At 34.2% G+C, this 21,852-nt stretch carries 19 protein-coding genes; 3 read left to right on the top strand and 16 right to left on the bottom strand.

From position 1 onward, the window contains the following. Position 1 precedes the first annotated feature (1 nt). Genes VF726_RS05750 through VF726_RS05740 form a run of 3 tightly spaced genes read right to left on the bottom strand, consistent with a single transcriptional unit; the run spans position 2 to position 2,654 of the window. The gene (locus VF726_RS05750; RefSeq protein ID WP_440166555.1) at positions 2 to 664 is read right to left on the bottom strand and encodes a CoA transferase subunit B; all 663 of its coding nucleotides are present in this window, start codon (positions 662 to 664) and stop codon (positions 2 to 4) included. Next, on the bottom strand, positions 649 to 1,347 hold the full coding sequence (gene atoD / locus VF726_RS05745) for an acetate CoA-transferase subunit alpha (protein WP_440166553.1): 699 nt from the start codon (positions 1,345 to 1,347) through the stop codon (positions 649 to 651). The genes VF726_RS05750 and atoD overlap by 16 nt, the downstream gene beginning before the upstream one ends. Continuing rightward, entirely contained in the window at positions 1,344 to 2,654 is a 1,311-nt protein-coding gene (locus tag VF726_RS05740) for an aspartate aminotransferase family protein (protein ID WP_001205889.1), read from the bottom strand. The genes atoD and VF726_RS05740 overlap by 4 nt, the downstream gene beginning before the upstream one ends. 978 nt (positions 2,655 to 3,632) lie before the next feature. On the opposite strand from VF726_RS05740, the gene VF726_RS05735 reads away from it, so the two are divergent. Continuing rightward, entirely contained in the window at positions 3,633 to 4,382 is a 750-nt protein-coding gene (locus VF726_RS05735; protein WP_440166551.1) for a DUF4397 domain-containing protein, read from the top strand. A 33-nt stretch (positions 4,383 to 4,415) separates the two neighbouring features. On the opposite strand, the gene VF726_RS05730 is transcribed toward VF726_RS05735, so the two are convergent. Further along, on the bottom strand, positions 4,416 to 5,549 hold the full coding sequence (locus VF726_RS05730) for a BA2291 family sporulation histidine kinase (RefSeq protein WP_440166549.1): 1,134 nt from the start codon (positions 5,547 to 5,549) through the stop codon (positions 4,416 to 4,418). Positions 5,550 to 5,782: 233 nt separating this feature from the next. On the opposite strand from VF726_RS05730, the gene VF726_RS05725 reads away from it, so the two are divergent. Beyond that, complete coding sequence (locus tag VF726_RS05725) at positions 5,783 to 6,175, top strand: YueI family protein (RefSeq protein WP_000247572.1); 393 nt, start codon at positions 5,783 to 5,785, stop codon at positions 6,173 to 6,175. Positions 6,176 to 6,297: 122 nt separating this feature from the next. Here VF726_RS05725 and VF726_RS05720 read toward each other — a convergent pair whose 3' ends face one another. Then, positions 6,298 to 7,722 (bottom strand): aldehyde dehydrogenase family protein, encoded by a 1,425-nt coding sequence (locus tag VF726_RS05720; protein WP_440166546.1) that lies wholly within the window; start codon positions 7,720 to 7,722, stop codon positions 6,298 to 6,300. Between the two features lie 132 nt (positions 7,723 to 7,854). After that, positions 7,855 to 9,210 carry a hemolysin family protein gene (locus VF726_RS05715; protein WP_440166544.1) on the bottom strand — a complete coding sequence of 452 codons (1,356 nt, stop codon included), beginning with the start codon at positions 9,208 to 9,210 and terminating at the stop codon, positions 7,855 to 7,857. 354 nt (positions 9,211 to 9,564) lie between these two features. On the opposite strand from VF726_RS05715, the gene racA reads away from it, so the two are divergent. After that, a complete protein-coding gene (racA, locus tag VF726_RS05710) occupies positions 9,565 to 10,107 on the top strand; it encodes a chromosome-anchoring protein RacA (protein ID WP_440166542.1) in 543 nt (180 codons plus the stop codon). 96 nt (positions 10,108 to 10,203) lie between these two features. Here racA and VF726_RS05705 read toward each other — a convergent pair whose 3' ends face one another. The 10 genes from VF726_RS05705 to VF726_RS05660 form a co-directional block, all read right to left on the bottom strand. After that, positions 10,204 to 10,800, bottom strand: a complete 597-nt coding sequence (locus VF726_RS05705) for a hypothetical protein (RefSeq protein ID WP_087956354.1) — start codon at positions 10,798 to 10,800, stop codon at positions 10,204 to 10,206. Positions 10,801 to 11,076: 276 nt separating this feature from the next. Beyond that, positions 11,077 to 12,924: a hypothetical protein gene (locus tag VF726_RS05700; RefSeq protein WP_440166540.1), complete on the bottom strand. Its 1,848-nt coding sequence runs from the start codon at positions 12,922 to 12,924 to the stop codon at positions 11,077 to 11,079. Beyond that, positions 12,914 to 14,734: an AAA family ATPase gene (locus VF726_RS05695; RefSeq protein ID WP_440166537.1), complete on the bottom strand. Its 1,821-nt coding sequence runs from the start codon at positions 14,732 to 14,734 to the stop codon at positions 12,914 to 12,916. Before VF726_RS05695 ends, VF726_RS05700 begins: the two co-directional genes overlap by 11 nt. A gap of 106 nt (positions 14,735 to 14,840) precedes the next feature. Further along, positions 14,841 to 15,101, bottom strand: a complete 261-nt coding sequence (locus VF726_RS05690; RefSeq protein ID WP_048528867.1) for a hypothetical protein — start codon at positions 15,099 to 15,101, stop codon at positions 14,841 to 14,843. 75 nt (positions 15,102 to 15,176) lie between these two features. After that, positions 15,177 to 16,604 (bottom strand): basic amino acid/polyamine antiporter, encoded by a 1,428-nt coding sequence (locus VF726_RS05685; protein ID WP_440166535.1) that lies wholly within the window; start codon positions 16,602 to 16,604, stop codon positions 15,177 to 15,179. A 213-nt stretch (positions 16,605 to 16,817) separates the two neighbouring features. Next, a complete protein-coding gene (locus VF726_RS05680) occupies positions 16,818 to 18,329 on the bottom strand; it encodes an ABC transporter permease/substrate-binding protein (RefSeq protein ID WP_440166533.1) in 1,512 nt (503 codons plus the stop codon). Between the two features lie 3 nt (positions 18,330 to 18,332). After that, positions 18,333 to 19,280: an ABC transporter ATP-binding protein gene (locus VF726_RS05675; protein WP_440166531.1), complete on the bottom strand. Its 948-nt coding sequence runs from the start codon at positions 19,278 to 19,280 to the stop codon at positions 18,333 to 18,335. Positions 19,281 to 19,382: 102 nt separating this feature from the next. Beyond that, positions 19,383 to 19,940 (bottom strand): YdcF family protein, encoded by a 558-nt coding sequence (locus VF726_RS05670; RefSeq protein ID WP_440166529.1) that lies wholly within the window; start codon positions 19,938 to 19,940, stop codon positions 19,383 to 19,385. A 62-nt stretch (positions 19,941 to 20,002) separates the two neighbouring features. Beyond that, the gene (locus VF726_RS05665) at positions 20,003 to 21,232 is read right to left on the bottom strand and encodes an MFS transporter (RefSeq protein WP_440166527.1); all 1,230 of its coding nucleotides are present in this window, start codon (positions 21,230 to 21,232) and stop codon (positions 20,003 to 20,005) included. Positions 21,233 to 21,234: 2 nt separating this feature from the next. Further along, on the bottom strand, positions 21,235 to 21,771 hold the full coding sequence (locus tag VF726_RS05660; RefSeq protein ID WP_440166525.1) for an NADPH-dependent FMN reductase: 537 nt from the start codon (positions 21,769 to 21,771) through the stop codon (positions 21,235 to 21,237). Positions 21,772 to 21,852: the final 81 nt, after the last annotated feature.

The raw sequence follows: 21,852 nt of genomic DNA, 5'->3' as shown, positions 1-21,852 counted from the left end.
CTCATTCAATTACTAGTAAGTTAGAGCCAATTTCAAACTTCGCTTCTGTATGTTTTTTTATATCTTCCACTGTGTATGGGCTCATTAATTCTTGTAAAATAAGTCCACTCGGCGTCACTTCCATAACTGCCATATCCGTAATTATTAAATCTACACATTTCTTTGAAGTTAATGGTAACGTACACTCCGAAACAATTTTTGCATTTCCGTATTTATCGACATGGTTCATCACAACAACGACCCGCTTTGCTTTTTGTGCCAAATCCATCGCTCCTCCAATACCAGGAACGCGTTTTCCTGGAACAATCCAGTTCGCTAAATCACCATTCTCACTTACTTGTAACGAACCGAGAATTGTTATGTCTAGTAAACCTTTTCGAATCATCCCAAACGCTGTGCAGCTATCAAAATAACTCGCTCCAGTAATAAGAGAAGTCGGCAAACCTGCTGCGTTACATAAGTTTTCGTCTTCATTTCCTTTGCTTGGCGTAGGTCCCATACCTACAATTCCATTTTCCGCATGAAACATAACATTTATATCGTCTGGCAAATGATTTGGTACGAGCGATGGTATACCGATACCTAAATTTACGATCATACCATTTTGTATTTCTTTCGCCGCACGTCTAGCAATTTTATCTCTCACTTCTACGCCCATACCCATTTCCAATTCACTCCTTCCGACGGTACGATATAATTTACAAATACTCCTGGGACAACAATTTCTTCTGGATCTAGACTTCCAAGTGGAACAATTTCTTCTGCTTCTACAATCGTTATATCCCCGGCCATAGCAACGTGAGGATTCATGTTACGCGCGCTCTTGTCAAACACAAGGTTACCGAACGGGTCCGCTTTTTTCGCATATACAATCGCAACCTCAGCAGTTAATGCTGTTTCAACTAAATATGTCTTACCATTCATTTCAACTGTACGTTTTCCTTCTTCTACAATCGTATCAACACCTACATCAACTAATACGCCACCAAGCCCTACACCACCAGCGCGAATACGCTCTGCTAATGTTCCTTGAGGAGAAAACTCAATTTGTAACCTTCCTTCGTTTAGCTGTCTTCCTGCATTTGGATTTGAACCGATATGAGAAGTAATTAATGATTTTACTCTTTCATTCGTAACGAGACGACCGATTCCTACATCAGGAAATCCCGTATCATTCCCTATTAAATTTAAATTTGTAATTCCTTTTTCTAAAATTGCCTGTATTAAAGATGGAGGGGATCCAATCCCTCCAAATCCCCCAAACATTAATGTCATATCATCATGGAACAAAGAAATTACTTCCTCTATTTCTTTTATTTTATCGAATGTATTCGTAATAGTTGTCATGCGATACTATGCCCTCCTTTTTGCATCATTTCTTCTACACTTTTTGCAAAAATTGAAAGTAATTCATCTAACTCCGAATATGTAGTTGTCATTGGCGGTGCCACAAGCAGTGCACTATCTTCTTTTCCTGCTTGCCCTGAAACAGCTTGGTATAAAAGGAGACCATTTTTAGCTGCAACTGAAATAAGTTCCGACGCCTTTGTAAACGGTTGCAATTCTACTCCGATTAGCAACCCTTTCCCGCGCACATCAGCTATAATTGTCGATTGTTGTTGCACTTTCTGTAATCCTTTTATTAAATATTCTCCCTTTTCTGCTGTTTTTTCAGGTAGATTATGTTTCTCCATATATTCAATAACAGCTAAAGCTGTTGCTGCAGATAATGGATTTGCACTTAACGTATGCCCACTCATAACAGAACGCGATCCTCGTAAAATCGGCTCCATAACACGGTCACTTACAATCGTCGCTGCCATCGGTGTATACCCAGCTCCTAAACCTTTACCAAGAGTCATAATATCCGGTTCTACACCCCAATGCTCCATCGCAAACCATGCGCCAGTACGACCAAGTCCAGTCATTACTTCATCGGCAATAAATAAAATGTCGTAATGACTACAAATATCTTTAATGACTTTATAATATTCTTTCGGCGGAACGACTGCGCCTCCAGCTGCTCCAATTATTGGTTCAGCGATAAAAGCTGCAATATGTTCTGCTCCAATCCTTTCAATTGATCTTTCTAGTTCAGTTGCACAAGCAAGCTGACAAGTAGGATATACTTTTTGCACAGGACATCTAAAACAATATGGAGCTGGAATAGTTGGATAATCTTCCAAAATTGACACGAAACGTTGTCTGCGCAATGGATGCCCAGACATTGATAAGGCCCCCATCGTTATACCGTGATAACTCATCCATCGTGACAAAATTTTATGCTTCCCTTGAATACCTCGCTCTTGAAAATGTTGAATTGCAATTTTCATAGCAGTTTCATTGGCTTCCGTACCACTATTCACAAAAAAGCTCCAATTCAAATCTCCTACACTTAAATCGCTTAATTTCTTCGCTAATTTTTCAGCAGGTTCACTCGTAAACTGTGATCTATAAACGAATGCAATCTCCTCTGCCTGCTTTTTTATAACGTCCGCAATCTCCTTTACGCCATGCCCAATACCTGCCGTAATTGCCCCTGACGAGCCATCAAAATATTTATTTCCGTTTTGATCATACAAATACACACCTTTTCCATGTGAAATCATTGGATACGGCTGACCAACAAGTGGTTTAATTAAGTAATCGCGCATAGCGCTCCCCCATTTCTCCAATTTGTATATATATATGAAGAAAATTGACGTTTCTTTCATAAAAAAGAACCCTCTGCGAAAGCAGTGAATTTATCAAAAAACTATTATAAAATATACAAATGAGTGCTAAATATTATTTCGAAAACAGAAAATTCAGAACTTAAAACGAAGACCAATCCTTATCTATACGCTCAAATAACCCTCCCTTATATAAAATTAATACTTCACTAAATATTTTTCTAGCATAATGCCAGCTTCCCTCAAACGCCGACATTGTGTAAACTTCGACGAAACTCCCTTTAAACTCCTTCCTATTCTCCTACTTTATATTGCATATTTTCAAACAAATCTCGACAATTAAACCTACTAAATGCATAGCAATTATTTTTAAAGAAGCCAATAATTCATATTCATTCCCCTCTGTTTTATGCAATAAAAAAAGAACCGATTAACCATATTAATCAGTTCGGCACGACGCTCTTTTATCGGTTAATACCGCCACTTGCTAACGTAAATAGAAAAAATAATGTTACAAATTCAAAATTCATCCTACAGCATTAAGCACAAAATCGTCCATAACTTCATTCACAATTCCTTGCGGGATATCCCCATCCCAAGCTTTCATTCCTTTCCTCAATTTCAAACTACCTTTCCTTTATAATTTATGTAGGACAATTATCACTTTGTATGTGTATTTGCCCATAATTTAAAAAAACCATAGTTTTAAGACTTATTTTCGATATGCCACCTGTTACACTCTTAAGGTTTTTTATTTCGAAATACATGCTGTGTACCTAATATAGATGAAATATTGCTGTATCATCTAGAAATTTATAACTCCCGCTCACCTAACCTACACTTATCTATTAAAGATATTTTTTATTAAATTTCCATTTTATTCTTTTAAAAAATCATTCTTTCGCATAATCTCGTTCTTGCTAAGCATATAGTTTTAATGATGACAAAGGAGGAATGTTCATGTCTCAATCTGAAATCGAAAAATATGGACAAGAAGCTGCACGTTACGAGCAGCTCGCTCGTTACTATCAATTTCAAAATCCAAAGAAATATGCAGAACTATATATGAAATATTACGATGCACTTACGAAACTTGTACAGGCTTATGAAAAAAGAGATTCACAAGAAGCTGCTTTACCGTCACATATAAGGTTTTTTCACTCTTCTTCCAATACACCCGTGGTTGACGTTTTAGTTAATGGGCAAAAAGTAATTAAAAATATTTCATTTAAACAATTTAGTCCCTATTTAACGTTAGTGCAAGGTAAATACCGCATAGATATTGTTCCTGTCGGAAATGAAACTCCCATCTTTTCAGCTTTAGTACCGATAATGGGAAATCACACTTATACTTTTGCCGCAATAAATAGCGATAGCCATCTACAATTACAACCAATGCTTGATAATACACATTTGCCAGCTGGCCAAGCAAAAATACGATTTGCGCATTTTTCTCCAGATACTCCTGTTGTAAATGTAGATTTAAAAGGCGGAGATCATTTATTTGAAAATGTACTCTTTAAACAAATTACGGATTTTTTAGAAGTTAGCCCTGGTACAGCAGATATTGAAGTTTCACTCGCAGATAATCCAAGCGTCTTGCTAAATATACCGGATTTCAAAGTCGAACCGAACATCATTTATACCATTTCAATTTTAGGTTATTCAACGAAAGATCCAAAATTAGAAGCCGTTATACTTACGAATTAAAACAGTCTACACCATTCATTTGGTGTAGACTGTTTATTTTTGAAATGCAATTTGAAATTCTGTCCAATCGTTATCTGAACGACACATGATGGACCCATTATGTTTTTCTACAATTTGTTTACATACAAATAATCCAATACCAGTTCCTAACTTTTTAGTAGTTACAAATGGTTCAAAAATCGTTTCTACATTTTCTGCTGGAATCATTGGCCCGTTATTTTTTATTACAATGCGAATCGATTGATCTTCTTCAAATACATCAATGATAATTTTTCGTTCTTCTTTCATTGATTCAAGAGCGTCAATTGAGTTCATTAATATATTTAGAAATACTTGTCTCACTTCACTGCGATAACCAGTAAGCGGAATTGGATACGGTAAATTCTTTTCAATCGAAACATTCGCATTGACCAAACTCGGATATAAGAACTGTATAATATCTTGAAACAAGTCATTAAGCCAAAATCGTTCTGATTCATTCCACATTTCTTTTTTCGATACGAGTAAAAATTGTGAAATACGAAAATTTAATTGGTCTAATTCATGCGAAATAATATCTAAATACGATAAACTAGGATGATCTGCCTTTAATAATTTGACAAATCCCATAATGGACGTAAGCGGGTTACGAAATTCATGTACAAAACTAGCTGACATTTGCCCTAAAATCGTCAGCCTTTCTTTATGTGTTTCATTAATATACTGCTGTTTTTCCTCTAAATTTCTTGAAATAATTTCCGAGTATTTTAAAACAGTGTAATAAATTAATTTATCAAAACAAGTATGTATTTGGGCCATAATTGGTTTCAATTCGCGTGCACTAACATCTAACTCACACATCGCTTCGAAAAGCTCATTTCTTCCCACATTTGCATTATAAACAAAATCACCTATATTCGCATCTGCTCCTGCACGTTCAATAGCTATTTTCTCGCATAATGGCTGAAGATAATTTATATCTTTTTCTTCCATAGTAAGTTCAATAATAAACTCTAATAAATCCTCTCCATTTTGAACTGCTTCTAGTCTAAATGGATCTTTATCGGAAATTATCATTTTGTTTTTCCAGTTCTCAACGAATTGGTGCCTGTTGTTTTTCAAGTGCGAACAAAATACTTCTTTAATATCCTTATCGATTGGAAAAACCTCCATTCCCTCCATTTCCATGCGACGAACACCCTTTATATTTTGAATATTAACACAAAAATTACGATTCGTTAATAGATTATTGTCACATTTTGTTAATATGTGTTGATAAAATTTTTTATGACTTTATTAATTGTTTAGATTGATACATGCCATTTCCCTTCCTTTCATTCAAAGTTTTTTATATTCGATGCGACTTTTTTTGCATCCTGCTTCATTCTTTCGTACAATAGAAAATGAAAGGTGTGAAAAATATGGTAAATAAAAATGTGGAAGATTATCTCCAAGAAGGCATTTACGGCCAAAAGCAGAACAAACCAGAAGAACGTAATATGTATTTAACTACATTACGTGAGCGTGTAGAAATCGCTTTAACTATCGGTCAAGTAATGCAAAGTAATGTATATTCTGAAGTAGCTAGTAGCATGCGCTCTTCTCAATCATTACAAATATTCCTAAATGGTGGCATTGCTTACCCACATTTATCTAAATACATTAAATTAGCAAATGAAAAAAATGTTCCTTTTACAATTGTTCAAAATAAAGGTACAGAAACACCAATCGGTTTAGTATTATCTCATAGCACCGCTGTCGACAAAGAACAAATTTATGTAGAAGATGCTATTTTCAAACAAGAAATGAAGTAAAAGGTACACTTGATTAAATGAAATCATTCTGAGAAACGTAAAACAAACAATAAAAAAACGAGTATGGAATCGTAAACATTTCCTACTCGTTTTTTATTGTGGTATTTAAGTTTTCCTATACTTTATTTTTTAATGCATACTAATTTCATTTCAGTCATTTCTTCTATTGCATATTTAATTCCTTCACGCCCCGTTCCACTTTCTTTCACACCACCATAAGGCATATGATCTACTCTAAACGTTGGAATATCATTTATCATGACACCGCCAACTTCTAGCTCATCAATTGCACGCAAAGCTTTAAACAAATTATTTGTAAATATGCCTGCTTGTAGACCGTAACGTGAATGATTTACTTGCTCTATCGCTTCATCAAATTCTTTAAATGTATTTACTGTCATAAGTGGGCCAAATACTTCTTGGCACTGTACAGATACATACTCTGGAACATTTGTTAATACAGTTGGTTCAAAAATTCTTGCATCCTTTTTATTACCACCGTATAAAACAGTTGCACCTTCCTTAATAGCTTCTTGCACCCACATTTCAATTCGCTCTACATCTTTTTTCGAAATTAAAGCTGATACATCCGTTTCGTCAAGCAGTGGATCACCAACAACAACTTTTTCCATCGCTTTCTTTAGCTTTGTAAGAAATTCATCCATTCTTTTTTCCTGTACAAAAACACGTTGTACCGAAATACAAACTTGTCCATTATTAACAAATGCTCCCCATTTTACACGTTCAATTAATTCATCTGTTAATTCTACATCTTCATCAATAATAACTGCAGCATTTGACCCTAGTTCTAACGTAACTCGCTTTAACCCAGCCTTTGCCTTAATTCCAATTCCAACTTTCGGACTTCCTGTAAAAGTAATGGAAGCAACATCATCATTTGTAACTATCGCCTCTCCTACAGTTGAACCAGGACCAGAAATAATATTTAAAGCTCCTTTTGGCAATCCTGCCTCTTCAAATAGTTCAACTAAAGCGTAAGACGATAACGGTGTTTGATCAGCTGGTTTTAACACAACTGTATTTCCGGCAGCAATTGCAGGGCCGACTTTATGTGCCACTAAATTTAATGGGAAATTAAATGGTGTAATAGCCCCTATAACCCCAATTGGTTTTCGTATAGTGTATGCAATACGCCCATCTGCACCAGGTGCTGCATCAAGTGGCAGTGTCTCGCCGTATATACGCTTCGCTTCTTCCGCTGCAAATTTGTATGTCTGAACGGTACGATCTACTTCCCCTCTCGCAGCACGTATTGGTTTTGCCGCCTCTTTTGCAATAATCTGTGCAAACTCTTCTCTTCTTTCATCCATTTTTTGTGCAACCTTCTCTAAAATGGTCGCACGATCATATGCAGATAATGTATTCATTTCTTTCATTGCATTTTTTGCAGCAGTAACAGCCTCTAGTACATCTTCTTCCGTTCCTTGTGCAATTTCCGCTAATGTTTCTTCAGAATATGGTGCGTATAATGGTTTATACGTGTTTACAGACTTCCAATCTCCATTTATATATAAATGCTTTTTCATAATTCTTCCCCTTCCAAATATATGTATACAACAATACTTCACCTAGTGAAAGGTCTGACTTATGTCATTGTATCATAGCCCTTATTCTGCCAAAAACATTATGCTCAAAAAAACTCTGCCATATAGCAGAGTCTACGAACTAATTTGTTCTTGTAATGAAATTTGCTTTTCATCTTCTAATACAACAATGGATTCTACACTTTTTGTAACTTCTAGTCTCTTTATATAGTGTCCATCTAATTCTTTCACGCAAAACTTATAATTTTCAATTTCAATGAAATCCTCTTCAGCAATTTCTATATTCTTCGTTAAAATCCATCCACCTATTGTATCAACACCATTATCATCAATCGTTAATCCTAACAACGTATTCACTTCACTTACGAGCACTTTTCCCTCTAATATCGTTTTCGTTTCACTAACTTGTTGAATTTCTGGCTGTTCATCTGTATCAAACTCATCTTGAATATCTCCAACTATTTCTTCTAAAATGTCTTCAACAGTAACAAGTCCAGACGTACCACCATATTCATCTATCAATATAGCAATATGCGTTCTTTCTTTTTGCATTTTTAAAAACAAGTCGTGTATTGGGATAGAGTCGATAACTAAAATAATCGGCCTCATATATTGCTCTACTTTCTTATTACTTACTGCCTTATGCTGCACAAAATCTGTGAAAATATCTTTAAAGTTTACAAAACCTATTACGTGATCTTTGTCGCCATCAACAACTGGATATCTCGTATATTTTTCCCGAGACATTTTTTGCAAAGCTTCTTCAGTAGGCATTTCTTTACTAATTATATGCATCTCAGTTCGGGGTACCATTATTTCTTTTGCTATACGATCATCAAATTCAAAGATTCTATTTACATATTTATATTCAGATTGATTAATCTCTCCGTTTTTGTAACTTTCTGAAACTAACAACCGTAATTCTTCTTCTGAATGAACCTCATCGTGCCCTTTCGGTGGTTTCAGCCCTAGCAACTTCGTAATCATTCGGGCTGATCCATTTAATAGCCAAATAAATGGAAACGCCATACGATAAAAGAAAATTAACGGTTTAGCAACAAATAAACTTACTTGTTCAGCTTTTTGAATCGCAAATGTTTTTGGAGCCAATTCCCCTATTACAACATGTAAAAATGTAATAAACAAAAACACTAAAATTACAGCAAAAATGTCTGCTAGTTGGGAAGAAATGTTCAAATTTACAAAAAGCGTGTCAAACATTTGCTTTAACGCAGGTTTACCAAACCACCCAATTCCCAGAGCTGTAACTGTTATACCTAGCTGACAAGCAGATAAATATTCGTCTAAGTTTGTAATGACTGTTTTGACAGATGTTGCGCGATTATTTCCTTCTGCAATTAAATAGTCAATTCGTGAACTTCGCACTTTAACAATTGCAAATTCTGCTGCAACGAAAAATGCCGTTAAGGCAATTAAAACAATCACTATACTTATACTATATATGTCCAAATACTTTTCCTTACTTACATTGTAAGCAAGGAAGCCACCTCCTACTTAATTTTATTCAAGTGAAGTAAGCATTCTAATACTCTAACAAAATTCTACATTAGCAACCACCTTTTTATATATTATATGCATACATAAAAAAGATATTTATCATTATGATAATCTAATTCTTTTCCTTCAGTCAAATAATTCTAAACCTTAAGGTAAAACATTTTTATATACACGATATATTCTTCATAGCTTCATTTCGTGAAAAAGCACTTTCTTTGCCGATTCCACACTTCTTTTGTCACACTAGAAGGGAACTTCCTTCATAGATCGAAATCATTCAACAGGATATATATAGGAGGGATTATTTTGGAATATAAAACACCATTTATCGCAAAAAAATTAGGTGTTAGCCCAAAGGCTGTTGTCCGGATTGCACAACAATTAAATCTTACGATAGAAAAAAATAAATATGGTCATTTTATTTTTACACAAGATGATTTAGATCAAATGTTAGAATACCATCTATCACAAATAGAACAGTGCCAAAACTCTAACCCTATTCAAAAAGCAGCATCAAACGATGTTGAAGAATTAAAAACTCAAGTAAATACAATTGTTCAAAACATATCCTCGCATGATTTTGAGCAATTAGCAGCTCAATTAAACACAATTACGAGAAGGCTAGATCGAATGGAAGAACAAATGCAAGATAAGGCGAATGATGTTGTTACGTACCAACTTTTACAACACCGTCGTGAAATGGAGGAAATGTTAGAGCGAATTCAAAAGCTAGAAGCTACCCTCAAGAAAGAAGAACCAATATATATTACTCCCGATACAAAACCAACATATGAACGTGAAAAGAAACCGAAGCGCCGTAAAATGATTTTTAGTATTTTTGGATTATGATTTTTAGACCCTTATTAAAATAATAAGGGTCTTTTTTCATGAGGAAATATTTCATTTTAAAATAGTATTCTCTTTATTATACATATTCATTTTGATTTATTTGGTTAACATAATATTCTTACTGTATTCTGCGATTAATGCTTGTGCATGAGCATTTCCTTGAATTACATCTCGAAATTCTTTTAAAGAATACAAATGTGTAGCCCCTTTTCGGGCATGAATTCGTACTGGTACACCTTGTAAAGTATCATGAAACTGAAATGGCTTATCTATCGGTTCAATTGGAAAACCGAGTGTTAATAAATACATGTACATTCTTTTTGTAACTGCTGCAATATACCATTCTGCTTTCGTTTCTAATGCATGCATAAATAAAATGGCTGTTAGTCTTTTGAAATGCCCTCTCCCACGAGACGTTTTCGCAATACTTAACTTGCCTATTTCATATACATTTTTCAAATCTTTCACTAAATCATTTTTAGAAAACGGATAGAAAAACTCAGAATTCGATTGCTCTGGTACCGTATACTTAATACATTCTACTGTACCGATATGATGTTCATCTTCTATTAATAAAAATCGTGATGGATTTAAATTACGTTCTACGAACATTAAGTTTCTTTCTTCACAAAAATCTCCCCATAGTTGCTCGAACCAAAAATGTTCTTCCTTTGTTTGAACACGCTGGAACATATTTCCCCGCCTTTCCCATCGCCGCTCTGTTTTTGATAACGCTTTCACTATCTATCATATAAGAACAAATCTTCGTATGCAACTAAAAATATTTATGACTTATTATATTCTGCAAAATGAATTAAATTCCATCTTAATCGTCTTTTATTACTCATGTAGCGTTCTGCTAACAACATATTTATATTACTATCAAATTCATATCGTAAAGAGCTATCTTCCATACTGCATATAATTCTTCTTAATCTAAAAGAAATCCTTTATAAAAAAGGATTTCTTTTACTTCATGCTTTTTAACCACTTCTCAAAAATTTGTACCATTCCATGTTTTCCAGCTAATTTCTCTTCCCCTTGTTTCGTTTTATATGGATATAATTGCAAGAACACACCACATCCAGACTCAATTTTTTTACTATGCATATGACTTCCTGGATATACACAAATGACTTCATAAATAGCCCTTCGATGATAGACTCGCTTTCCATCTTGTTCTTCTACATATTTTATAGACCAGTACTTATACATTTGCTCAGTCGCTTTCGTATTTCCAACGTGCTGAAAAATATTGTACATTGGGCTATACTTCACTTCTATAATAATAGAAGATTGATATACATATTTCTCTTCTTCCTTTACATAACAGTCTAATCGAATATCTGGCTTCTTCGTGTCCTCTCCATTATAAAAGTTACTCCCTTTACTTAATGCAATAAGAGGATGTGTTTCAATTAAATCATTAAATGCGACATGTACTCTCATATCATCTCGGTGTAAAACTACTGTCGTTCCATCTTGCAATCCATCTACATAAAAATGCTCTTGTATTTGTTCACGAATGGAATTTCTAGCCTCAAAACCAATATGTTCTAACATGGAAATAACGATAAAAAAAGCGTAATATTCATACACTAAAAATGTTGGTTTATAAACAAATAATAAAGATGGAGATTGATCTGTGTATTGTGGAAGTAAATCTAAATGCTGTAGTAGTTGTTTATGTGGTATCGGTAAATTATATGAGTTCATCTTACCCGTTTCAGAAACTTCTCTCCAAAATGGAGAATGCATTAAAGTTTGAAAATATTGTACACTTTCATGTACAAAATGCGCTAATATTTTATATTCTTGTATCTTCATGGAACTTTTTCGTAAATCCGCCTCTTTTAGTAAATGTATATTTTTATATTTCTGTTTCTCTCTATCGGTCACTGATCCATTACGCTCAATTGTTTGTATAATCGTTTTTACAGCTTGAAATTCTTCTGATTTCTTCTTCTTCTCTCTTTCTAATATTTCAATTGTTTGACGCAAAAAACTTTCCGCTTCAAGTAAATAAAGATAAAAATGCATCGCTTTAAATTTAAGAAATGCATTTTCCTTACTATTTTTTTGTTCTATAAACTTACGATTATAATATTTTGCATACGGTTTTCTTTCCGCGACTACGGCTCCTTTTCTCGTTGCTTTCCGCTCTTTTTCTTCCCATTTATATTCATGTATAAACTTTGAACTCGATTCTATTTTCTTAAAAATTTGCTTTATCTTTTTCATTTTTTGCGGCAACTTTCTAAGTAACACTAAATAAGAAGAATCTTCAATATCACTAAGCACAGAGAAAGTCTTTTTATAATAACCTCTATCTAAAATCAACTCATTTAAAATTGACTTCACATAGTCTTGAATCATATCAAATTGATCATTAAAAAAATTTTTTGGAACGACTTGAAAAGCGCCATAATACTTTCGATCTTCTATATTTACCTCAAAATGATATAAACCACAACGCCATGGATAAAAGAATTCTGTTTTTCCATGTTCATATATTAATACCTTTTGTTTTTTGTCATTTATTTCATATTTTGTCTCTTTTATATTCTTCTGTCCCTCATATACTTTATTCCATATAAAAGTAATATTCATTGGATTTTCATAATGGTATTGCAATCTAATTGGTTTTAATTCTTGTACTTTATAAATACATTGAACTAATGCTGTAGTAGATGTACAAAGGCGATTTAATAAAATATAATCCCCTTTTGCCTCTGTTCCAATGATTAACTTTAATACAAAAGGGAGCGTTTCTTTCGTATCAACGATTTCGGTTTCATATCGCCCTTCATTTTGCATAACCATACAACTCCAGTTCTCTACGCTTTTCTCTTATATATGCTATAGAGTGTTCAAATGTAGATACTCTGTTTGCAAGTGAAGATTGCAAAAGAGGTACTAATGTCGCTCCCCTTTTTACTTCTTCAGAAAGTAACGATCCAACCATCATTTCAGTCCCTCTTATTTTCGTCAATATACGTTGCTTAATTTGTAAATCAAATCCCTCTTCTCTACTGATCATATAGGAATGGTTATTTTGGAACGGTATATTTTGCAAATAAGAAGCGATTGCGTTTGCACACCGAAAAGAAATTCCCTTTGACGCATCGTGTGATGACAATACAGCATGTAACTTATCTAACAGTTCTAACTCTTCTCCAGAAAACACCTCAATCATCGTTTTATTCCTGATCCAATTTATACGAAATTCTCCTGCGGTTACTTTCAGAGGAGGTTGTAATACAACTTTCTCTTGTTCCATACACATCTCACAAAACGGAATCTTTTGTAACGTTATTAAATTCGTCCGATCTAATAATCGATCTGAGAGCTCTTTCGTTGTTTCATCAAAATTTATAGTACCTACAAATATAATATTTTCTCCAATTTCAATTGATGGTGGAATTGGATTTTCTTCTTCTTGTACACCTTCATATAAATTTAAAATACGATTTTGCTTTTCAAGTTGAAGTACAGATAGAAATGGAGTAAACCAATGTTCAATATGTGACATATTCATTTCATCAAAAACGATAATATACAGCTGATTTTGATTTTCTTTTGCCTTTATTAAGGCCCTAACTAATTTTGTTTCACTTTCAATAAAAGTACCATTAGGGTGAAGATAACCAAGTAAATCATGTGGTTCTTGATACGATGGTGAAATCGGGATCCAAACCAATTCTTCCCCGTATTGTAATCCAAGTGCTTCTGCATAAGCGTGCACAAAACGTGATTTCCCAGCGCCCGGTATACCACCAAGAATCGTCAACATATTGGTTTTTGCACTTATATGAAAATTATAAATGTCCGTTTCATCTAAAAATAGACCTTTATTACGTACATAACTTTTTACATATTGTAAAAAGACTGATTCACGCTCATCCCATTCCCATTCATCCTTTTGCACTTTTATTTCCTCTACTTCTACATGCTTACCTTCTTCAGTCATTCGTTTTTTTAATTGCTCATACACTTGATTACTTACAAAATATAATTGATCTTCTACTGCTATTTCTACATACTTCATCCAGTCATTAATTTCTATATACTTACATTCCCGCTGCTGTTCAAAATATGCGATTGAACTAATTGATGATGATTTTAACGATATATTTCCATATAGCCTTCCATCGTGCCACAATAATTCGGGAGGCTCAAAGTCTTTCGGATATTTAGGCATTAGAAATGACAAATAACCATTATTAAGTTTTCTTTCTAAAGACTCCCCTTTTTTATAATTGGAAACTTTAGGTACTGGAATCATTTTATAACCATTTGCAATTTCTCGCGGTTCTTCTGTACAAATTAATTCCGCGTATATATGCCCTCTTTCATAATAGAGTCGAAACATAACCAATTGTTTTTCTAATTTTCTTTTCTTTAATTCTGAAAAGATCTTTTCATTCTTTTTATTACTACATAACCCTTCAAATACATATGGTTCATCTTTTAATTGCTCTTGTAACGTGAATGGCATTGGCGATAGGCATTGTACAAAGAAATTCTCTCCATTCTTCTCTTTCTCTGCTTTTATAAACTTTCCGATAAACCTCATATAGTACATTCGTTTTATAAAACTTGGCTGAAGAGCTTTATGTAATTTCACCTTCGTCACCTTCTTTTTTTCATACTATTCTTAGTGTATGAAAGAAAAGAAAAACTAGAAACAAAAAACCTGACGTTATCCGCCAGGTTCAAAATGAAAACGTATATTAATGAGATGGAAATGCGTTTTTCTCTTGTAAAATGGCATTATGTGCGATTTTCATTTTAGCAAGTACATATCGCAAACGATCTTCAGCGTTCTCATCTTTATGTTGCTGTAATTCCGCTAAATTCTCTACAGCACTTGCTAAATTTTCAATCACTCCTCGTAGTTCAGGATGATGATTAAAAAAAGATTCTTGCACTAATACTTTCCTTACTTCACTCGCTAAATCAACGATTCTGGTCAACTGTTCTTTTTCTTCCATTTTCATCCCTCCTGAATATCTTATGTATTAAATATTCTCTAGACAAAGAAAAAAGCCCTTTATTTAAAAGGACTTTTACATTTTTATATTTCCAGTCAACAACATATAAAGAGATGTGATAGCTGCAATAACAATTGCCCACATTACATATCTCTCAATACCTCTAAAACAACGATTCCCTTTTTCTTTTCTTGCATACATGTAAACAATAATCCCGATTCCATACACGATTGAAACGAGTAATAAATTTTTCAAACCTGCTGCATATAGAAGCCATACAGAATAAATAGAAGCAATTAACGCTAACGATCCGTTTTTTACTTTTGCATCTTTTAGTTCGTTTGTAATAACTAATTTAAATTGAAATAACGCTGATAATAAATATGGTACTAAAATTGATGTTGACGCTATGAAATACATAATTTGATATGTTGATTCTGAAAACAGAACAATTATAAATATTACTTGGGCAACACCATTTGAAATCCATAATGCCATATGTGGCGTTTGTTTTTTATTTGTTTTCGTAAAAACTTTCGGAAATACACCATCTTTTCCTGCTACGTGAGAGATTTCAGAAACAAGTAAAAACCATCCTATTAATGTACCTACAAGTGAAGCAACTAACCCGATGTTAATCGCTACTGCACCCCACGTTCCAACAACATGTTCTAATACATGTCCCATTGACGGTGTTTCTAAAACTGCTAGTTCTCCTCTTGTCATCGCTCCCATTGATAAAACAGAAATTAAAATATAAATAGACATTACTAAAATAAGTCCTAATACTGTCGCTTTACCGACGTCTCGGCTATTTTTGGCTCTTCCAGATAATACTACCGCTCCTTCAACTCCGATGAAAACCCAAAGAGTTACAAGCATTGTATTTTTCACTTGACCAAGTATAGAGGAAACTGAAATAGTTCCTTCTCCCCAAAAATCATGTGTAAATGTATCCCAGCGAAATGCTGTTACCATTACAACAATAAATAATACGATTGGAACCAATTTCCCTATCGTTGCAATAACGTTCATAATAGAAGCTTCACGAATTCCAAATAAAATTAGTAAATGAAGTGTCCATAGTAAAAGTGATGCACCTACGATAGACGCAACACTATTTCCGCCCTTAAAAATCGGGAAGAAATAACCTAACGTACTAAACAGTAACATAATTGTTGCAACGTTTCCTAAAATTCCTGCGAGCCAGTATCCCCATGCACTGTTAAATCCAATATATTCACCAAAACCAGCACGTGCATAACTATAAATTCCGCCCTCAAGCTCTGGTTTTTTTCTTGCTAACGTTTGATATACGAGCGCGAGTGGAATCATTCCCATCGCTGTAATACACCAGCCAATTATTATAGAGCCACTATTTGCTCCTACTGCTAAATCATGCGGTAAACTAAATACACCGCCACCAACCATTGTTCCGACTACTAATGCAATTAATGGAAAAAACCCTAACTTCTTTTCTATTTGTACCACCCCATCTGTCATTCTAGGTGTTATGTTCGTTCAACTATTAAAGTCACCTTTTTCTCTAATAGACGTTTCTCTTATATTTTTTCAGGAAAACATTACTTATTCTAAAAGAAAATGAAGAAAAATGGAATACTTTTTTGAAAAAATGTATAAGTATGCACAAAAAAACCGTTCATTTTGTAATGAACGGTCATTTCATACATATAAATTTGTATATTTCTTGTAAAATTAACGAAGTAAATTCTCTTTTTGTAAAAATTGTTTCGCTACTTCTTCACTACTTTTTCCATTCACATTTACTTCATAATTCATTTTTCGCATTTCTTCATCTGTAATCTTTCCATATAATTTATTTAATACTTTTTCAAGTTCAGGATATTTTTCTAATGTCTCTGTTCTTAATAACGGTGCACCTTGGTATGGTGGGAATAATCCTTTATCATCTTTTAGCACTTTAAGTCCGTATTGCTCAAGTTCACTATCTGTTGAATATGCATCGATTACGTTAACATCCCCTGATTGAATAGCACTATAACGTAGTTTCGGTTCCATCGTTTTCACATTTGAAAACTTATAGTTATATAATTTTTGCATTCCTTTATAACCGTCTTCACGATCCGCAAATTCTAATGTGAATCCTACTTTAGCATCTTGTGCCATTTTTCCTAAGTCAGAAATTGTATTTATATTATTTTGATCTGCTATTTTTTTCGGCATAGCTAGTGCATATGTATTGTTATACTCCATCGGCTTCAACATCACCATATTATACTTCTTTTCCATTCCAACGCGAGCCTGCTCATATACTTCATCCCGATTTGTGCTTTTAGGCTCTTCTTTCACGAAAGTAGATAAAGCTGTTCCTGAAAATTCAGGGTATATATCTACTTCTCCTGATTTCAATGCTTCAAATACAAATGCTGTTTTTCCAAGTCCTGGTTTTAATTCTACGTGTAAATCGGTATCTTGTTCAATAAGCTGCTTATACATTTGAATTAAAATTTCAGGTTCTGACCCAAGTTTGCCGGCAATAACAATATCTTTCTTTTGTGTGTTCCAAAGAAAAGGAGAAGCAATCATGATACAAATCATACATATCGTCAATATAACACGCTTAGAAGAGCGTTTCGGACTCTCAAGTACTCGAAGTACTACATCAAAGAATAAAGCGAGTAACGCGGCTGGTACGGCCCCTAAAATGATAAGTGCATGATCATTTCGATCAATACCTAGCAATATGAGTTTACCGAGCCCACCAGCACCTATAAGAGCTGCTAATGTAGCTGTTCCAACAATTAATACCATCGCCGTACGAATACCGGCCATAATAATTGGTAATGCAAGAGGAAGCTCTACCTTCCACAGCCTTTTCCAGCTATTCATCCCCATAGCTCTCGCTGCTTCGATTAAAGATTCATCTAACTCCCTTATGCCTGTATATGTATTGCGCAAAATAGGTAATAGTGCATACACAACTAACGCAATTATGGCTGGAAGTTTTCCAATTCCTACCAACGGAATTAAAAGTCCGAGTAATGCAAGTGATGGCACTGTTTGCATTACTGCAGAAGTTCCTATAATAAACTCAGCCATTCGTTCTTTTCTCGTTAATAAAATGCCAAGCGGCACCGCAATAGTTACTGCAAAAAATAATGAAATAAGTGATATTTGTAAATGCTCACTTAATGCAGTTAGTAATTCTATTTTTCGTTCTTGGAACGTTTGTATAAAATCAGTCACTGTTTAGCCTCTTTCCTTCATTTGTTCAACAATATAATTGACAATATGACTACTTGTTAAAGCTCCAACATATTGACCATTTGCTTCAACTGGAACGACTTCATCAGCTCTCACACGAACTAGAGCTTCTTGTAAAGAAGAATGTAATGATAGTGCATCCCCTTCTACCCGCATACTCTCATCAAGTGGCAATACAGCTTCTATACTTTTCCCCTCATACCAAGGTCGTCCACGATTTCCAATGAACTCTTCTACAAATTCATTTTTCGGATTATGTATAATTCCTTCTGGTGTATCTAATTGAACAACTTTTCCTTCTTTCATAATACAAATACGATCTCCAAGTGATAATGCTTCTTGCATATCATGTGTTACGAATACAATTGTTTTTTGAATCGTCTTTTGCAATTGTACGATATCCTTCTGAAGCTGCTCTCTACTTAAAGGATCTAATGCACTAAATGGTTCATCCATAAGAACGATTTTCGGATTTGCGGCTAATGCCCTTACGACACCAACGCGCTGCTTTTGCCCTCCTGATAATTCATCCGGCATACGATCGCGATATACGTCTGGATCTAGCCCAACCATCTGTAGTAACTCATCGACACGAGCTTTTATTTTTTCTTTGCTCCACTTTCTCATTTCAGGAACAACTGCAATATTTTCAGCAATTGTCATATGCGGAAACAAAGCAATTTGCTGCAACACGTATCCTATATCCCAGCGTAATTCATTAATATTGTATTTTTGAATGTCTTTTCCATCGATTAAAATTGAGCCTTCTGTCGTTTCAATTAAACGATTAATCATTTTCATTGTCGTTGTTTTCCCACAACCACTTGGACCAATAAGGACAAAAAATTCTCCCTTTTTAATTTCTAAATGCAATGCATCCACTGCTTTTGTGCCATCTTCATATGATTTTGACACTTGATTAAACTGAATCACAAATACAACTCCTTTATCGTTGTTTCCTTTATTTTGATGGAATATGGAATTCATTTCAAATGATACGCATTATTCTACAAAAAAAGAGCTCACATTTGAGCTCTAACGGTCTAACAATATTGTTTTCATAATAGCGGCATATTCACGCACATACATTTTTCTCTTAGAGCGCATTGGCGTTTCAGCAGCTAGTGCCTCCATCTTTATACCTAAACGCTTTGCAATTATTTTCGTTCTAAACAAATGATACGTATTACTTACAACTACCGCATGTTTTACTTTATATAAATCTATACTAAACTTTAAATTCTCATACGTATTTGTAGATTGATCTTCTATTAATATACGACTATCATCTATACCACGCTCCATTAAATAATTTCTCATACTATGAGCTTCCGGTATATCTTCATCTTCTCCTTGACCACCTGAAACAATTACTTTCGCTGTAGGATGAGAAACTAAATATTCCAATGCTACATCCAAACGGTTTTGAAGAGATAAAGACGGTTTATCTCCAAATAATTTTGCACCTAATATAAGAACGTACGGAGAGTGATGGCTCAATTTTTCACGAGCAACCTGCTTCATTCGAAACGTCATATAAAGAATGTATAGTGGTGGTAATAATACGATTATAAGTAATATCCATTTGTTCATATATATGTTTGCACTCCCTTTCTTTTTATTATATAAAAAAAGATTGGAAGGGAGAAGGTTTTTTAAACGATTGATTTATTAGAAACGTTCGTCCCTACTTTACGTTGTGAATATACATAATAAAGAGCTATTCCTAATGATAGAATCAATATACAGCTAAGTACGTAAAACGGGAGCATTACCCCTGCTTTTGATACGCCGGCTGTAAACAACATTAATAATACAATGCGTATTCCTGTACCAATTAAGCGAAATAAGCTATCTACACGTCCCATTATTTCATTTGGGATTTCCTCCATCATCAATACATTTCTCGCCACTCTTGTACCCGCATTTCCAACTGCATGAAAAATCGAAAGTCCGTATAAAAACATTACGGAAGGCTCAATAATCATTGCGGTAATTGAAATTACATAAATGCACATCGTTATAACGATTGAAACTTCTGTTTTGACATATTTCATTATGAGCGGAATACAGATTCCTGCAACAACCGCTCCAACACCGTACATCATTCCCTCTATCGCGTATACAAAGGCATTAGCTTTAAGTATATCCGAAATATAAACTGGTATTAAATAATTTGCCATCATAACACCTATAAACGGCATATACGTGGCGAGTAAGAACCAAAAGAGCTTAGGACGTTTTTTCATAAAGTGAATTCCTTCGAACAATTGCTTCTTAAATGTTATTTTCTTTTTAATCTCTTTTTTCTTGACATACGGTATACATAAAAACAGCAAAAACGCTCCTGTAAAAGTTAACATATCTACAAACAAAATCCACTTCAAAGACACAACTTCAATTAGGAAGCTCGCGGCCGCTCCAGAAATAACTTGCGTTAACTGTCCTTGTATTTCCATCGTTCCCCTTAAACTTTTATAATGTTCTGCTTGAAATATCTCTTGGTTGAACGCAAATATTGTAGGATAAAATAATAAATAGTAAAATGACCCTGCTATATATATTAGAATATAGTGAATAGAATGATAAGGTTGCCCAGCGAATCCCCATATAACCATTATTCCAATTACAGCTATTCCAATTCCTTCGTTACATAATAATAAAGATTTTCTTGAAAAACGATCAATACTTTGCCCAATGAATGGTGTTAACAAAAACATAATAAGTGTTGAGATAATGGATACATAACCAAACGTTGTCTCCCCTCCACTCTCTTTAATTAACAACCACGGAATCGTTATCATTACAATTCCGGAACCAATAGCTGATAGACTATTGGCCCCCAGAATGAAATACAAGCGTGAATCTTTATATAGAGATGACATTATCACTCAACTCCTAGTTGCTTTTTCACCTCTTTATATACGCTCATATATGCTTTTAATTCTTTCACTAAATCGTGAATTAATGGTTTTGCATCTTCTCCCAGTTCACCGTCTTGTACATGAAGTCCATCAAGCACAACTTGTTTTGGGATTGCATTTGCGTATACCCCTCTAGCTACAATGCGCATACTGTTTAATGCGTTAATTCCACCTTTACCGCCTCCTGCAACTGCAAGTAGTGCGACAGGTTTATGAACAAATTCACTACTACTTAAGTAATCTAACGAATTTTTCAACGCCCCACTCATTGCATTATGATATTCAGGTGTACAAAGTACTACACCGTCTGCCGCTTTCACTAACGCCTTTAATTTTTTTACCGCCTCTAATTCACGTTGTGATTCTTCCCCGTTATATAATGGTAACTCTTCTATCGCTAAATCATATAATTCCCCTTCAAATTGATCCGCAATATATTTTGCCACCACGCGAGTTCTACCAAATTTTCTTGGCGTACCGTTAATAACGACTAGTTTCATAATTATTTCTCCCCTTTGTTTTCCAGTTATACTTATATATTATCAGAAATTTCTATACAAAACACAATATAAAGAAGGAAC

This window comes from Bacillus sp. Brlt_9, assembly GCF_051948935.1.
Lineage (GTDB): Bacteria > Bacillota > Bacilli > Bacillales > Bacillaceae_G > Bacillus_A.
This window is presented reverse-complemented; position numbering and strand designations above follow the sequence as displayed.

Excerpts from the sequence above, each read along its gene's own strand:
- VF726_RS05750 (WP_440166555.1), bottom strand. The coding sequence starts at position 664 with ATGGGTATGGGCGTAGAAGTGAGAGATAAAATTGCTAGACGTGCGGCG.
- atoD (WP_440166553.1), bottom strand. The coding sequence starts at position 1,347 with ATGACAACTATTACGAATACATTCGATAAAATAAAAGAAATAGAGGAA.
- VF726_RS05740 (WP_001205889.1), bottom strand. The coding sequence starts at position 2,654 with ATGCGCGATTACTTAATTAAACCACTTGTTGGTCAGCCGTATCCAATG.
- VF726_RS05735 (WP_440166551.1), top strand. The coding sequence starts at position 3,633 with ATGTCTCAATCTGAAATCGAAAAATATGGACAAGAAGCTGCACGTTAC.
- VF726_RS05730 (WP_440166549.1), bottom strand. The coding sequence starts at position 5,549 with ATGGAAATGGAGGGAATGGAGGTTTTTCCAATCGATAAGGATATTAAA.
- VF726_RS05725 (WP_000247572.1), top strand. The coding sequence starts at position 5,783 with ATGGTAAATAAAAATGTGGAAGATTATCTCCAAGAAGGCATTTACGGC.
- VF726_RS05720 (WP_440166546.1), bottom strand. The coding sequence starts at position 7,722 with ATGAAAAAGCATTTATATATAAATGGAGATTGGAAGTCTGTAAACACG.
- VF726_RS05705 (WP_087956354.1), bottom strand. The coding sequence starts at position 10,800 with ATGTTCCAGCGTGTTCAAACAAAGGAAGAACATTTTTGGTTCGAGCAA.
- VF726_RS05700 (WP_440166540.1), bottom strand. The coding sequence starts at position 12,924 with ATGCAAAATGAAGGGCGATATGAAACCGAAATCGTTGATACGAAAGAA.
- VF726_RS05690 (WP_048528867.1), bottom strand. The coding sequence starts at position 15,101 with ATGGAAGAAAAAGAACAGTTGACCAGAATCGTTGATTTAGCGAGTGAA.
- VF726_RS05685 (WP_440166535.1), bottom strand. The coding sequence starts at position 16,604 with ATGACAGATGGGGTGGTACAAATAGAAAAGAAGTTAGGGTTTTTTCCA.
- VF726_RS05670 (WP_440166529.1), bottom strand. The coding sequence starts at position 19,940 with ATGAACAAATGGATATTACTTATAATCGTATTATTACCACCACTATAC.
- VF726_RS05665 (WP_440166527.1), bottom strand. The coding sequence starts at position 21,232 with ATGTCATCTCTATATAAAGATTCACGCTTGTATTTCATTCTGGGGGCC.
- VF726_RS05660 (WP_440166525.1), bottom strand. The coding sequence starts at position 21,771 with ATGAAACTAGTCGTTATTAACGGTACGCCAAGAAAATTTGGTAGAACT.